We start from the raw sequence: 15537 nt of genomic DNA, 5'->3' as shown, positions 1-15537 counted from the left end.
TGGACAACCAGTAAAGGGGGGACATATCACAACCTGTGTTTTCTTGGTGTTTCTTATATTTTAAAGGGGCTGCAACTAGAATGCGGTAAAACCGCATTCTGTTACAGCCCCTTTTATTAAGATGATAGATTTTATTTTTTCTTCAAGAGCGCTTATGTTTATACTTTTTACGTATTTCATCTCTAAGAACAGTACAAAGGGATCGGTTTCTTATAAAATTTTGCACATCCGACTGATTCCATTCCAACAATCAAGAAATATCTATAGAGCCAAGATAAACTTCTTCATCTTAAATCAAATCAGGAGCACTATTTTTTACATAATCAATAATAGTAAATTTACTTATATCTAATTTGTAAATTCAATGTAAAGTAAACTTCATCGTTCTCTTCATATAAATTCAACATATTATATCTGCGAGAACTAGGACTATCTAATTTGGTTTGATTAAACAAATACTGTTCCACTTGATTCTTAAAATAAATCAAATCTAAAACATATACTTCTGAATCACTTGCGACAACTATAATTCCACCATCAACAGTATTATATCCATTCCATGGACTACCAGGAAACATCCCAAAACTAATAGCAAATAAAAAATCACTTAATTTTTTACGAGCAAAAACTGTATTTCCATAAACTGATTCAAATAGCATATATAAATTTTTTATTCCAGTAATATATGAAGATAACAATACTTGTCCGAGTATATGGGGCAGGTCACTATCAATTAAACGCAAATTATTATCAAAAATAGAACTTTTTACATTATTAAATTGAATCTCACCACCTAACTCTATAATACGCTGAATTCTATCTACTAATTTTGTAGAGGAATTAATAGAATTAATTTCATTAATTCTATCTTTGGGAAAATTCAAGATTTTATAGCAAAAATCTGTATGACTACTAGCATTTAAAATAGTAGCTGGAGACCCTAATTGAGATTTCACACTATAAGATAATTTAACCCTTTGACCAGTTTGTATATCTATATTTTTAAGAGCTATATCACTCTTCACATCCGATTTAGCCTTAAACTTTGTATCTAATTGATGCTCTTCCAACCAGTTTTGAACAAAGTTAATATTAAAAGCACCAGGCCCCATTTCCGCATTTACAATCTCATGATATAGATATCTCCGTAATTCACAAATTTGATCAATAGAAATACGCGTACATTCATCACCCAATATTATAGGTGTGACAAAACTATCATCAATCAAAAAAATAACTTCGCCATCCTTACGTTCAGATATAATTTCATCAACTATATAAATACATTCATCAATAATATTTAAATCTGAATCAACAATTTTCAAATTTCTATTCTCCAATAGATAAAGTATTGCATATAATTCAGACCACTCACCCTTATTAAGTCCCATAAATTTCATCTAACCTCATAGCCATATATTCTGCCATACTCTCTATAACAGGAATACAAACAGAATTTCCAAACAATTTATATCGTTGAGTATTACTAATTGTTTCGGGTAATTGAAACTCATCCCTTCCATCATTCATAAAGGCATAGTTAACAAAACCCTGTAATTTTCCCCACTCGTTTGGGGTCATGTATCGTATACCTTCACTATTTAATTTTCCTTTTTTCCCTGGTACCCCTTCAAGACCATCATACTCTTTCTTATATTGCCTTATTAGATTACGTTCTTTACCAGAACCACCTGTTGCCATTATTGTATTTGCAATTGGATTCTCTAGATCATTTACTATAATATAACCAAATCCAGCTTTATTGGCAGCATGTCTTTCCTTATGTTTATTTAATGTATTTAATGCCTGTGCTGATAAATAATATTTAGCTTCAACATCTTTTTCAATTAAATCATTCAGATCTTTATACAAATTTAAACTTCTAGATTCTGGTAAATCTGGAAATTTATACCCAACTGGCAAATCAGCTTTATAAAACCCCATAATAAATACACGAGCACGTTTCTGAGGAATTCCAAAATTATAAGGTGTCCTCACTATTTTTTCAGGAGATGTTCTATACTCTTTCCCTAATAAAGTCTCATTGATATCGACCCCCACAACATGATATCCCAACTCATCCAATGTTTTCATAATTACGTTAAATGTACGACCTTTATCATGTTTTAATAAACCTTCTACATTTTCCAGCATGAAAGCTTTGGGTTTTGATATACTAAGAATCTTAGCAATATCAAAGAATAATGTTCCTCGAGTTTCATCTTCAAAACCACTTTTTAATCCAGCTATAGAAAAAGCTTGACAAGGAAATCCTCCTAATAAAACATCATAGGAAGTACTTGACACTATTTTCTTAAAATCATCACTAGTCACATCATTATATGGATTTTCGCCATACAATGATTGGTAAGCTACACAAGCATATTTATCAATTTCAGCTGATAAAATATTTTTAAACCTCCCTGTTAATTCATACCCCCTCCTAATACCACCAATACCAGCAAATAAATCTATTGTTTTAAATATCTTTTTCATAAAATAAATCTAATCCTTATGTAATTTATAGTATTCTTTCTGCAGAAAATATAACTAATTCTTACATATATTTTATTACAATAAATCATCTTATTCTAGCAAAACAAAAAACAAAAATGACCTCTCAGTTTAGAGAAGTCATTTTTATTTCTTTGGTGATCCAGGAGGGATTCGAACCCCCGACCCACGGCTTAGAAGGCCGTTGCTCTATCCAACTGAGCTACTGAACCATGTGGATTACCTATATATGTAATTATCTATTATAGTATAAATTATGTAGTATATATCGTCAATATGACGTTTTACCCTAAAAAAGGCAAAAAAAAATGGAGCGGGTGAAGGGAATCGAACCCTCGCGACCAGCTTGGAAGGCTGGGGCTCTACCATTGAGCTACACCCGCAAATAAAAAATGGTCGGAGCAGCAGGATTCGAACCTGCGACCCCCTGGTCCCAAGCCAGGTGCGCTACCAAACTGCGCTATGCCCCGTCATTAATTACTTTGCTATTATAGCAAACCCGGTAGTTGATGTCAACCACTACTCTTGCTGAGTTTTCTACTCTTTCGAGTATCGCTCTGCAACGAAAATAATTATATCATTGATACAAAATAGTGACAAGTACTTTTTTACAACTTCATTAATTTTTTAAATTTTATTCATCTATATGCAAAACATGCACCCCTTTCGAGGTGCATGTCATATTGTTCTATAGTTATTTTATGGTTATGCCAATGCTTTTACAGCAAATAGATTAACCTTCATAGCTACCGTCTTCTACTACGCCAGGGTTTTTAGCGATACCTTGTTTTACAGCAACTTCAGCAACTGCTTTAGCAACAGCTGGAGCTACGCGAGGATCGAATACGGATGGCATTACGTTTTCTTCGTTCAATTCGCTATCAGGAATCAAGTTAGCCAATGCATCAGCTGCAGCTAATTTCATTTCATCAGTGATTTGAGCCGCACGTACGTCGATAGCACCGCGGAATACGCCAGGGAATACTGCTACGTTGTTGATTTGGTTAGGAGCGTCAGAACGACCTGTACCAGCAACGCGGATACCAGCAGCTTTCATATCTGCATATGTAGCTTCTGGGTTAGGGTTAGCCATTGCGAATACGATTGCATCGTCAGCCAAGTTTTCCAAGATTTCTTTAGTGAAAGCACCTGCTGCAGATACACCAAGAAGAATGTCAGCGCCTTTAGCATTTTCAGCCAAGTCACCATGTTTTTCTTCAAGTTTAAGCAAGTCGATTAATTCAGATTGCAAGGAGTCAAGGCGTTTATAATCTTTGTGCAATACGCCAGAGGATACTAACAATGTAATATCACGAGCGCCTGCAAGGTATAACAAGCGAGCAATGTTTGCACCAGCTGCACCAGCACCGTTTACGATGATTTTAGCAGTCGCTAAATCTTTTTTAACTAAACGAAGAGCGCCTTTTACACCAGCTAAACATGCGATTGCAGTACCGTGTTGGTCATCATGGAATACAGGGATTTCCAATTCTTCTTTCAAACGATTTTCGATATCGTAGCATTTAGGAGAAGAAATGTCTTCCAAATTAATACCAGCAAAGTTTTTTTGCAACAATTTTACAGTGTTGATCAAAGTATCAGCATCTTTAGTATCTACAACCAATGGAATGCAGTCTACATCGCCGAATTTTTTGAACAATAAGGATTTACCTTCCATTACAGGCAATGCTGCTGCAGCGCCGATATCGCCAAGGCCAAGTACACGAGTACCGTCGGAAACTACGGCAACCATGTTGGAACGGCATGTTAATTCGAAGGATTCAGCTTCATTATCTTTAATACGCAAGCATGGCTCTGCTACACCTGGGGTATACGCTACAGACAAGTCATGTGCGTCTTTCAATTCATATTTAGTCCCTACATTGAGGAAACCTTTCAATTCACGTTTTTTCTGTACTGCTAATTCACGTACGTCCATAATAATTCTCCTTTGTGGAAACAATCGGACTCTTTAGAGTCGGTAATTAATACCATAAACTAATTGTATTATACAAAATCATAAATAACAACACAAGTTTTTTCGATATAATTATCGATTTTTTTAGATTTAAATAGTATTAATTTCTGTTATTAAAAACCGTGATAAACAAAGAAAAAGTAGATAAGCTAGACAAGGCTTATCTACTTTATAGTTATATTCGTATTATGCGATATGTTCCAACATATACACAACATACGTATTTTATTTACGCTTTTACAGATGGCAAATTACGACCATAGAATATTTCCATCATTTCTTGTTTTAATTGCTGTTTAATTTGCTTAATTTCACGTTCGCTCAATTCAGCTTCAGTAATACCAAAGAGATAGTTATCCAAATCAAACTCTTTTAACATCATTTTTGTGTGGAAAATATTTTCTTGGTATACGTTTACATCGATCATGTTGTACATGTTACGAGTTTTCGAGTTAATGTAGTTTTGAATGGAGTTGATGCGATGATCGATATAGATTTTCTTACCAGATACATCACGAGTAAAGCCGCGTACATGGTAGTCCAATGTAAGGATATCGGAATCAAAGCTTTGAATCAAATAGTTAAGTGCTTTAAGGGGAGAAATCTGACCGCATGTAGACACTTCAATGTCGGCACGGAATGTACTAATCCCTTTGTGCGGATGGCTTTCAGGGTAAGTATGTACAGTAAGGTGAGATTTATCAAGATGCATGACTACATCTTCCTTTTCAATTTCCTCTTCAGAAATCAAAATCGTAACAGACGCACCTTGAGGGTCGTAGTCTTGTTTCGCTACGTTAAGGATGTTAGCCCCGATAATACGGCTTACTTCCGTCAAAATAGCTGTTAAACGATCTGCATTGTATACTTCATCAATGTACTGAATGTATTGTTTTTTCTCTTCTTCCGTACGAGTATAACAAATATCATAAATATTAAAACTCAACGTCTTTGTGAGATTATTAAAACCATATAATTTCATTTTAGGCTTTGCTTTAACTGGTGTATCCATGATATGTCATAACCCTTTCCATGCATAGACTTACTATTTCTTTTGAAAGATTCAAAACGAAGCTTTCACCATATAACTAAACAAGATCTTGTTTATACACAAACTCTACATCAAACTGCCCATTATCGTAGGTAACGATGGCAAAGGTACCACCAGAACGGTCTCGAGGCAAGGAAATACTGCCAGGATTGACGAACACCGCATCACCAGAACGAACCTCACCATGATGATGGCTGTGGCCAGCCACGATGAGACGCGCCCCCATTGAGGTGCCTAAATGAGTCAGTTCTTGTATTCGATTATAATATGATACCTTATCTCCATGACACATGTAAATATAGGTATCCTCTAGAGGAATCAACTGTTCTCGCGGCTCAAGTGGTTGTACTCGGTCATTATTGCCGCGCACTGCATAAACAGGCACATTCGTATGCTCCTGCATATAGCGCGCATCATCACCCAAATCACCAGCGTGAAGCCACATGTCAATATCTTGATCAGCCGTAGCCTCCAAGACGAGGTCAATATCCTCTAGATACCCATGGGTATCACTTAAAATACCAATTCGTTTCATTTTATAAATTCTCTAATACTATTATATTACATATTATATGAACTATATCATATAGTTCAAAAATATCAAAGTTTACTAATTAATTCACGTAATGCGCGACCACGGTGACTTATGGTTTCCTTCTCTTCGATGGTAAGCTCCGCCATTGCTTTCTCGAACTGAGGCACATGGAAATACGGATCATAGCCAAAGCCATTATCACCTTTTGGCTCGTCTTGAACGAGTCCATCACAATAACCTTCAGCGGTTACTTCACGACCATCAGGATATACGAGTGCTAAGGCACATACATAATGAGCTGTACGGTCAGCTTTTCCTTGTAACTCTTGAATTAGTTTTTCGTTGTTAGCATTATCATCACCATGATGACCTGCATAACGAGCAGAATAGACACCTGGAGCACCATCAAGAGCATCTACAGTAATGCCAGAATCGTCCGCAAGGCATGGACGATTTGTAGCTTTTGCGTAGTAGCGAGCCTTTAAAAGCGCATTCTCCATAAAGGTTGTACCTGTTTCCTCAGGTTCCTCAATGGTAACAACCTCTTTTACAGGTATACAATCGATAGATAAATGAGAGAAAGCCTCGGAAAATTCACGAATTTTCCCTTTATTGCCTGTAGCTAATACGATTTGTTCCACCTTACACCTCCGGAGCTGTAGGATATACCTTACCTACTTTATCTGCTGTTGAGCCAAGTGCTTCCCGTTGTTTTGCCATGAGCTCATCTGTAGCAGCCTCTGCTAAATCAAGTAATGCATTGAGCTCATCACGGTTAAAGGTACCATGTTCACCTGTACCTTGTACCTCAACCATATCACCAGAGCCTGTACGCACCACGTTCATATCAACGATAGCTGCACTATCCTCTTCGTAGCAAAGATCCGTAATAGGCCCTTCTGGACCAATACCTACGGAAATAGCTGCACAGAAGTCAGTAATCGGGAATTTACCTGCGCCACCAAAGGTGAAGTCCACCGCATCAACGAGGGCTACAAAGGCACCTGTAATAGATGCTGTACGCGTGCCGCCATCGGCTTGAATTACATCGCAGTCGATCGTAATAGAACGTTCACCTAATGCTTCAAGGTCTACAACAGCGCGCAATGCACGACCGATAAGGCGTTGAATTTCTACGGTACGACCCGTTTGTTTACCCTTTGCAGCTTCACGGCTTACGCGAGTTTGCGTAGAACGTGGCAACAAGGAGTATTCGGCTGTTACCCAGCCTCGGCCGGAACCTTTTAGCCAGCGCGGCACAGAATCCTCAACTGTGGCAGTACAGATAACCTTTGTCTTGCCGCACTCAATGAGTACAGAACCTTCTGCATACTCTGTAAAATTCCGTGTTATTTTAATAGGTCGCAATTGACCTGCTGTTCTATTATCGCTGCGCATAGGAACCTCACCATTCTAAAACTAAACATTAGAACGCCCCTTACATAAAGGGGCGTTATTTCTTCTATTATATCATAATTTTTCTATTTTTTAGCACTATAAAGCATATTGTAATGTAATACCATAGTGCCGTAACATCGCTCATATGTTAACACAACTAATACTAGCACTATAGTTCATATTGTCCTTCACCAAGAGGATCTACCACAACATAACGACTTGCCCCGCCCTCTGCTTTAGCTCTTTTAGCCTCTACAATCGCATCTTGCCGTGTTTCGTCGTCCCCTTGCCAAGGGATGAACATAGCATATACACTTTGTGGCCCATAAGGTCCATATTGGCCCCGTGAAAGCACGCTATGCCAGCCTACCTTATCTTCGTACATGCGCACCTTTTCAAGGCGCTCCTCTTGTACGCCTGTTTCATCATAATACACATTATAGTTATTAGACCAAACATCTCCCGCACCTAGGCGCTCATCTTCGGCCATCTTATGGCGATTAGCCCATTGCACCTTCCATTTAGCAATGAGGTCATCTATATAGGTAGTTACATTTTGACTTTGCTTATATTTAACAGGATCAAAGGCAGGTTCTACGACCTGGCTGTAATCAAGGCCTGCCATAGATAAAATAATACCTGTATTTACATAAGGTAACGCTTCCTGTACTGAGTAACCACCTTCTAAGACAGCTATATCAGCTTGCAATAAATCTACAAGCTCGGCATAGCCTTTTGCGGTAACCTGCATATTCGCCAAAGGATCGCTAAAGTGATTATCTTGTCCCGCTGAATTGATGACGATATCCGGCTTAAATTCCTCTAATATAGGTAATACTAATTCGCGCATAACCTTCATCAACCCTTCGTCACCAGTGCCAGGTGGCAATGGAATATCTATATTGCCTCCGATAGCTTGAGGTCCACCAAACTCATCCATAAAGCCAGTGCCTGGATATAGCGTGCGACCATCTTGATGGAAACTAATATATAGAGTATCGGGATCGTGGTAGAACACATCTTGAGAACCATCGCCATGATGTACATCTGTATCCACCACAGCAACACGTTTTATACCATAGGTTTGGCGCATATGTTGAATCATAACAGCTTCAATATTTATGGTACAGAAACCACGAATACCATGTACCATAGCCATCGCATGATGTCCTGGAGGTCTAACTAGGGCAAAGGCACGGTCTACCTCTCCGCGCATAACAGCATCAGCAGCCGCAATAGCGCCTCCTGCAGATACACGATGTGCTTCCGTTACCCAAGACTCTAAGTCAGGAGCACCTACATGAACACGCTCTATCGTATCCCAATCGGCTACGATAGGATTATATTCTCTAATAATTGGGATGTCTAATAGACCTTCCTCTACAATTTGATCTCGCGTATAGAGTAATCGTTCTTGTCGCTCAGGATGCGTTTCTGAAATCTTCCAGTCAAAGGCAGGGAAAAAGACTAGACCTAAACTATGATTTGATACAATTTTGTCCGGATTTAACGTGTCGCCTGTCTTTGTATTGGTAATCTTATTTATACCAACATTTCTGAGTCCATGGCGCTCACGATAGGATAGTCCCTTATTCCACATAGTGTTTCACCCCCGCTGCTAATTGTACTTTTACAGTGATTAATCGTTCCATAGACTGCCAACCCTCTACAACAGGGAAATCTTCAATGCTAATAACCTCAACCTCTTGCGTTTTATCTAGACCCATGCGCAATGCCTCTTCACCGAGAGCCTCTTTTGCACGCTCTACTACTTGTTCAGCTCGCTTTAAGGTACAGGTTTGCTGCTTAACACCTAACTCAGGAATGACAAGCAAACGACGTTTTGTATCGACGTGAACGGTAAGTTCAATAGTAGATAATGCTAATGCTGCACCAATAGCATTTGCTACAGCTGCATTTTCTGGAATGGTAACAGGTAAATTCAAATACTCGCCTATACTTGGCCCCAAGCTAGGCGCTGTACCGCCCACTACGACGATTTGAGCAGGCACAAAAACATCGGGATTTACAATATCCGCAACTACATAGATAGGTCGTTTATTTTCTGCCTGTACCACCTCATCGATGCCATGTTGAATTGTTTCTAATGCCTTTTCAATAATAAGCTGTGCTACATCTAGAGCTGACACATTATGAATCCATTGCTTTTCAGAATTATGGTTCCCCAATGCATCTTCACATTCACCGTGTTTCCAATTAGCCTGTAACAGATGGGCTAACTGTTGTAAGGATTGTGTAGCAAGTTCAGCATCTCCATAACTTGCATGTCCTAATACGATGAGAGCATCTCCTAAGGTAGGTTCAGGGCCACCTAAAGCCGATGATGGACCTACACGTTCAGGCCCTACCGCGATTTCACCATCTACTATGCGAACTACCGACTCACCGCCGATACCGACGGAGGTAACTGCAAAGGATCGCACTGCGCTTGGATATTCACGAATGGATACGCCATTCTTCGTCATCAATGGTTTCCCCTGTTTCCAAAGGGAAATATCTGTTGTAGTTCCCCCAATATCTAGGGCCACTGTATGCGTATTACCTATAGTACCGAGAGCAGATAAACCAAGCACAGTGGCAGCCGGCCCCGTAAAAGCAGTTTCTACAGGTCGACTTACCATGTGCTCCATAGGAAGAGAGCCCCCATCGGCCTTTAATATATGAAGTGGAGCCTTAATATTTCGTGCACTCAGTGCATCTTCCACGTTTTTCTTAAATACTGTAAATACGGGCGTTACAGCGCTATTAAAGTAAGCACTAATAGTACGACGAGGAAAGTTCAAGGATCCGCTTAATAAACTACCATTAGATAGGGTACTATACGTTTCTTGTAATGTTTCTGTTATAGATAATTCCTCTTGAGGATTGCGGACACCAAATTTTGCAGATACAGCCGCCAAATCTGTACCACTTCGTTCTTGTACCATACGAGCTATACCACGTACGCCATCGGTAGAGGTACGCTCTACAACGATACCTCTGTGGTCTGTGTAGCCTTGAAGATATATAGGGCTCACAGGAAATATGTCGTCTACATTACGACCCGGCCCTGTTACTACATACAGATCTACAACCTGCTCCTTTACTTCTACAATGGTATTTGTCACAACAGTAGTAGATAAGGTTACTTGTTCAATCTTCGATATATCACAACTATCTAGAACTGCATCTAAGGCCTCACCTATCCCCTGCATCAGATTATCCTTTGTAGTCCGTCTTTTAGCAGTTGATACTACGCGATGACCGTCAATAATTACGGCATCGGTAAAAGTACCACCTACGTCTAAACCTAATAACATACAACCTCCTAATTACAATATAAAAAGGCTGTACCCATCTCTATGTGATGAGTACAGCCTTCTGTTATTTACCAGATACAGATGCGTAATTTTTGATGATAACAATTGGAGTCATTTGGCTATCATTACCAAATGGATTATCGATCAATAATTGTGCAATTTTCTTAGCATCAATGCCACGGCTTGTACCTAAGATAGCGGAGCGTTTTAAGTCATTAACGTCAGCTACTACAGCGCCATAGCAACCTGTGCGAGATACGATTTTCTCAGCTACTTTATCAGGGTTTTTAGGGCCATGTACGATATGTTTATCGAATGGAGGCATAGTGCCTGTTACATCATCAGCCAAAGATGCTGCACGAGCAATAGCATAGAACACGCCTGGTTTACGGAAAATCTTAGCAATAGCACCTAAAATAAATGCGCCTAACACCTTCCATTTACCATCTACATCCATAGCCGCTTGCATACCGTAAATGGACGCCATGGAGCCATCTGGATGGATAAAACGATTAATTAAACGAGCTTGCCAGCATACGTCTAGTTCTTCTGGACGAGTGAAATTACCTTGTGTAATAGCCACTACAGATTCAGCTACACATACGATATCTTCTGGTCCAATATTATGACCACCATATTCAACGATAGCATCTACGATGTCATCATTATCTGTAAGAATACGTGTTGGTACACATACTAACTCTAATTCTGCCATTGAAATGCCTCCTTATTGGCCTAATGCGGCCTCTACTTCTTCTGGGGTCAAACGAATACGTTGTTTATCAATGTGGTAATCTTCACGACCAACCACTTGGTAGTAAATGTCGATATTCATATAAGGGAAGCCCTTAATATCTTCTCGAATATTGCCACTTTTACCTGTTAACGTAACATATACACGGATAGTGCCACCTTTACGTGGTTTAATGATAACAGCTTCAAAATAGCCATCGTGACGTGGGCGGTTAATATCCATAGCCCATGCATCTACTTTCACAGAATCAAATTGTTCCTCAGGCAATAATGGACGTGGGAATAAGTCCATAATCGTACCATTTTGACGACCTTTATTTACGAAAGGAACATCACAGAACAATGTAATAGATTCAAAGTTTCGATCGGATACTTGGAAATTAGTTGCTCGTTTTGGCAACAAAATAACCTTTTCATCACCTTGTTTCAATACGAACAAACGGAATAATAAATACAGTACTGCAATAGCCACAATGATGGATACTACTACAGTTAGGATGTTATAAAACCACATAGGGCATCTCCTTTATAGTGTAATATGTTCAATGGTACGACGATTTGTATCGAGGAAGGACGCACTTAATGTGTCGCCAAGCTCAATATCTTTTGTGAAATACAGTTTCACCGTACCAAGGTTTTCTTGAGGGTTATAGAGGTTCTTATGCTCTAAAATACGACAAACAAGATTGCTCGTTTCATAAGCAGGATCTACAAACTGGATCCGACCAGCAGTTAATTCCTCTAATAAAGGTTTAACAAATGGGAAATGAGTACAGCCCAAAACAACTACGTCAATTTCACGAGATAGCAAAGGCTCTACATACTCTTCACACACATCACGAACGAAAAAGTCATCTAAATGACCTTGCTCAATGAGACCTGCCAGTTCAGGACAAGGTTGTTCCCACACCAGCACTTCAGGATCAACTTCTAACGCGACATGCTTATGAATATGGCTGTTTACAGTAGCCACAGTAGCCATAATACCAATAGTATTACTTTTACTTTCACTAATAGCGGTTTTAACGCCTTGAGAAACCCCAATAACTGGAACGGATACGCGTTCACGTACCTCATCAAGGGCAACAACGGTGAAAGTATTACAAGCAATAACCATCAATTTAACAGGCTGCTTCTCAAGCGCCTCTGCAATACGGCATGCTAAAAACGTAATTTCATCATCACTGCGATTGCCTACAGGATTGTTGGCATTATCACCGATATAGATAAAATCTTCATTTGGAAATTGTTCTTGTAATACCTTTAATACTGATAGTCCGCCTACACCAGAGTCAAATACACCGATAGGCAATTGTTGTACATTATTCATTAGGCATCTCCTCAACAGCTGCTAACATAGGCTGATAAAAAGTATCGTCTAATCGCACAATCTTTCCTGTTGATTTCGACATAAAAGCGTTCTTAGTTTCTCCCGTCGCCAGAAGCGCACCATCACTAGCACGTTTCATACGATAACGGAAAACCATTTGAGCACGCGTCATTTTAACCAAGTACGTTTCAATGTGAAGTTCATCATCAAAATTCGCTGGTTCTTTATAATTGCAAGATACGTTCATAATAGGAAATACAATATCCTCATTCATCATATCCCACAAGGTTACACCGATTTGACGAAGGAATTCAATACGTGCCATTTCAAACCATCTAAAGTGATTACTATGGTGCGCAATCCCCATCATATCAGTTTCGTAAAATCGTACATTTACTGAAGCAATATGCATAAATCTAGTCCTTTTTAAATAGTATACAATTTTCATTGTATATCTATTACTTTAGGGTGTCAAATAATTAAAGGCAGTTCAATCACTGTGGATCAAACTGCCTTAAATGGTAAAAGTTAGCGACTACTACCAAATGGGAAGAATTTTTTTGCCTCTTCTTGATGACTCGTTTTAATGTAACGATTCGCAATCTTAAAGGCTATTCCGAGTACCGCCACATCATCTAACCAACCTAATACGGCAATCGTATCCGGTACAACATCAACAGGCAATACGAGATACCCTAAGGCACCTGCAATGACTGCTTTTACATATTTTGGAGTATCTTTATCTCGTAAACAGAGGAATAAGGTTACCGCTTGTTGTACAAAGGCAAGTTTCTTACCATATCGGCCAAGAAAGCCTACAAATCTTGATTCGTTAAAATACTTACCGTATTTAATAATTTTTAAGGGATTCATCGTAATAATCCTTCAGCGCTTATTTGCGCAAACTACCAATTTTATCTTTCGCTGTGCTAACAGTGTTTGCAGCCGCATCTTTTGCTGTTTCTACAGCATCGGAAGCTTTAGTTTTTACTGTGTCTACTGCTACTTGCGCAGAAGCTTTAGCTACTTCTACGCCACCTTTAGCCAATTCTTTTGCTATGTCAATATTTTCTTTTGCAACATCAATTTTCTCTTTAGCTGCATCAGATACTTTAGCTACCACTTCTGCTGCATTATCATGAAGTTGATATTTTGTTTCGTTATTCCATTTATCGATAGCAGGTGTTACTTTTTCTTCGTAAACTTGTTTCAAAGTTTCTTTAGCAAGACCTGTTTCGTTAGCAATACCTGCCCATACATCGCGTTGACCTTGTGTGAAAGGAATGCTAGCGCCTGCATCACGAACGATTTCAGATGCAATAGCTTTACCGCTTTCAAGGAATTCAGCAACCATTGGTTTGTAGCGTTCGATATCAGAAGGCATACCATCTTGAATCCAAATATGAGCAATTTTACCAATAGCATATGTTAAGCCAATCGCTACAGGAACGCGAACTGCTTTCAAAGGAATAAGAAGGGAAATAGCCGCTGTACCTACAGCTGTGCTAAGACCGCCAACTAAACCTACTGCAGCACCAGATTGTAATTCCACATCATAAAGATGAGCAATACGAGTTACCATGTACGTAGCATTGGCGCACAAAGCAACACTGCTGAATTTAGGGGATAAAGCCAATGCTGCTGCACGACCTGCACCCCAGAAAATAAATTGTTCAACTTGATAGTCACGATCTTGAGAACCATCCATAAGTGGCTCAAGTGTTACGCCATTATATTCTGCCATAAGTATTCTCCTTTGTTGTGAACCAACTATAGGTCATATTATTAGTATTATTATACCATTCTATTGCTAGAAGTGAAATGAATTTTTCTAATTATCTATAGATTTAAAAAATAAAATAACTTCCAATATTTTCTATCTTACCAACTAGTGAGACCACCATCGATAGTCCAAGCTGCACCCGTTACAAAGGACGCTTTATTGCTCAATAAAAATACAATTACCTCTCCGATTTCATGCGGCTTGCCAATACGGCCTAATGGATAGTGTTGCCCCATTTCAGCCTTCGCAGTAGCCTTATCTTGATGAGTATTAGCAATCTGTTTATCTACTAAGGATGTATCTACATCACCAGGACATACGCAGTTAACGCGAACACCATGCGGTGCCATCTCAAGGGATAAAGATTTTGTAAAGCTCACTACCGCACCTTTAGATGCACCGTATACGGAACAGGCGACATTACCTTGTAAACCGGCATCACTAGCTACCGTTACGATGCTACCTTTTGCAGAGCGCAAATAAGGAAGCGCCGCTTGGCACAAGAAAACTGTACCTTTTACATTAGTACCAAACATTTCATCAAAAGCGGCCTCTGTTACATCCGCTAACAACTCTTCCTCATAGTAGCCAGCCGCTGTTACGAGAGCAGATACACCGCCAAATACATCAACTGTTTCTTTTACAATGCGCTGACAATCTTCAAGTTTAGATACATCACCTTGAATGTACTGTACCTTTGAAGAATAGCGGCGCAACTTAGTCTTAGCTTTTTGACCAGATTTTTCGTTTCGGCCATTGATGACTACGCACCAACCTTCTTTCAGTAAAAGCTTGGCCGTAGCAAAGCCAATACCCGATGTACCACCACTGATCAATGCCACTTGTACATCACTTTTATGAGGCATACTTTGTCC

The 15537-nt window shown here is 39.2% G+C and carries 16 protein-coding genes and 3 tRNA genes; all 19 read right to left on the bottom strand.

Annotated features, from left to right (window positions below):
* Positions 1 to 338: 338 nt before the first annotated feature.
* The 19 genes from VEHSUH06_RS07890 to VEHSUH06_RS07800 all read right to left on the bottom strand — a co-directional run bounded on the left by VEHSUH06_RS07890 (position 339) and on the right by VEHSUH06_RS07800 (position 15528).
* Entirely contained in the window at positions 339 to 1400 is a 1062-nt protein-coding gene (locus VEHSUH06_RS07890) for an HpaII family restriction endonuclease (protein ID WP_105098436.1), read from the bottom strand.
* The gene (gene dcm / locus VEHSUH06_RS07885) at positions 1381 to 2496 is read right to left on the bottom strand and encodes a DNA (cytosine-5-)-methyltransferase (protein ID WP_105098435.1); all 1116 of its coding nucleotides are present in this window, start codon (positions 2494 to 2496) and stop codon (positions 1381 to 1383) included. Before dcm ends, VEHSUH06_RS07890 begins: the two co-directional genes overlap by 20 nt.
* A 153-nt stretch (positions 2497 to 2649) precedes the next feature.
* Positions 2650 to 2726: transfer RNA gene (locus VEHSUH06_RS07880), tRNA-Arg, on the bottom strand.
* Positions 2727 to 2823: 97 nt separating this feature from the next.
* Positions 2824 to 2897, bottom strand: a tRNA-Gly gene (locus VEHSUH06_RS07875).
* Positions 2898 to 2907: 10 nt separating this feature from the next.
* Positions 2908 to 2984 (bottom strand) — tRNA-Pro (locus VEHSUH06_RS07870).
* A gap of 263 nt (positions 2985 to 3247) precedes the next feature.
* Positions 3248 to 4453 carry an NADP-dependent malic enzyme gene (locus VEHSUH06_RS07865; RefSeq protein ID WP_105098434.1) on the bottom strand — a complete coding sequence of 402 codons (1206 nt, stop codon included), beginning with the start codon at positions 4451 to 4453 and terminating at the stop codon, positions 3248 to 3250.
* A gap of 268 nt (positions 4454 to 4721) precedes the next feature.
* Positions 4722 to 5504, bottom strand: coding sequence for an adenosylmethionine decarboxylase (gene speD, locus VEHSUH06_RS07860; protein ID WP_105098433.1), 783 nt, complete (start codon positions 5502 to 5504; stop codon positions 4722 to 4724).
* Between the two features lie 76 nt (positions 5505 to 5580).
* A complete protein-coding gene (locus tag VEHSUH06_RS07855) occupies positions 5581 to 6078 on the bottom strand; it encodes a metallophosphoesterase (protein ID WP_105081511.1) in 498 nt (165 codons plus the stop codon).
* A gap of 65 nt (positions 6079 to 6143) precedes the next feature.
* On the bottom strand, positions 6144 to 6719 hold the full coding sequence (locus tag VEHSUH06_RS07850; protein WP_105098432.1) for an XTP/dITP diphosphatase: 576 nt from the start codon (positions 6717 to 6719) through the stop codon (positions 6144 to 6146).
* 1 nt (position 6720) lies between these two features.
* Positions 6721 to 7476 (bottom strand): ribonuclease PH, encoded by a 756-nt coding sequence (gene rph / locus VEHSUH06_RS07845; protein ID WP_105098431.1) that lies wholly within the window; start codon positions 7474 to 7476, stop codon positions 6721 to 6723.
* 169 nt (positions 7477 to 7645) lie between these two features.
* On the bottom strand, positions 7646 to 9076 hold the full coding sequence (locus tag VEHSUH06_RS07840) for a histone deacetylase (RefSeq protein ID WP_105098430.1): 1431 nt from the start codon (positions 9074 to 9076) through the stop codon (positions 7646 to 7648).
* The gene (locus VEHSUH06_RS07835) at positions 9066 to 10796 is read right to left on the bottom strand and encodes a hydantoinase/oxoprolinase family protein (protein WP_105098429.1); all 1731 of its coding nucleotides are present in this window, start codon (positions 10794 to 10796) and stop codon (positions 9066 to 9068) included. Before VEHSUH06_RS07835 ends, VEHSUH06_RS07840 begins: the two co-directional genes overlap by 11 nt.
* A 64-nt stretch (positions 10797 to 10860) precedes the next feature.
* A complete protein-coding gene (locus VEHSUH06_RS07830; RefSeq protein WP_009352036.1) occupies positions 10861 to 11511 on the bottom strand; it encodes a coenzyme F420-0:L-glutamate ligase in 651 nt (216 codons plus the stop codon).
* Between the two features lie 12 nt (positions 11512 to 11523).
* Positions 11524 to 12063: a hypothetical protein gene (locus VEHSUH06_RS07825; protein WP_105098428.1), complete on the bottom strand. Its 540-nt coding sequence runs from the start codon at positions 12061 to 12063 to the stop codon at positions 11524 to 11526.
* 12 nt (positions 12064 to 12075) lie between these two features.
* A complete protein-coding gene (murI, locus tag VEHSUH06_RS07820; protein ID WP_105081507.1) occupies positions 12076 to 12879 on the bottom strand; it encodes a glutamate racemase in 804 nt (267 codons plus the stop codon).
* Positions 12872 to 13291: a thioesterase family protein gene (locus tag VEHSUH06_RS07815; RefSeq protein WP_009352011.1), complete on the bottom strand. Its 420-nt coding sequence runs from the start codon at positions 13289 to 13291 to the stop codon at positions 12872 to 12874. Before VEHSUH06_RS07815 ends, murI begins: the two co-directional genes overlap by 8 nt.
* A gap of 116 nt (positions 13292 to 13407) precedes the next feature.
* Positions 13408 to 13752 carry a YkvA family protein gene (locus tag VEHSUH06_RS07810; protein ID WP_054748693.1) on the bottom strand — a complete coding sequence of 115 codons (345 nt, stop codon included), beginning with the start codon at positions 13750 to 13752 and terminating at the stop codon, positions 13408 to 13410.
* 19 nt (positions 13753 to 13771) lie between these two features.
* Entirely contained in the window at positions 13772 to 14623 is an 852-nt protein-coding gene (locus VEHSUH06_RS07805) for a hypothetical protein (RefSeq protein ID WP_009352007.1), read from the bottom strand.
* Between the two features lie 137 nt (positions 14624 to 14760).
* Positions 14761 to 15528 carry an SDR family NAD(P)-dependent oxidoreductase gene (locus VEHSUH06_RS07800; protein WP_009352137.1) on the bottom strand — a complete coding sequence of 256 codons (768 nt, stop codon included), beginning with the start codon at positions 15526 to 15528 and terminating at the stop codon, positions 14761 to 14763.
* Positions 15529 to 15537: the final 9 nt, after the last annotated feature.

This window comes from Veillonella sp. S13053-19, assembly GCF_002959835.1.
GTDB lineage: Bacteria > Bacillota > Negativicutes > Veillonellales > Veillonellaceae > Veillonella > Veillonella rogosae.
This window is presented reverse-complemented; position numbering and strand designations above follow the sequence as displayed.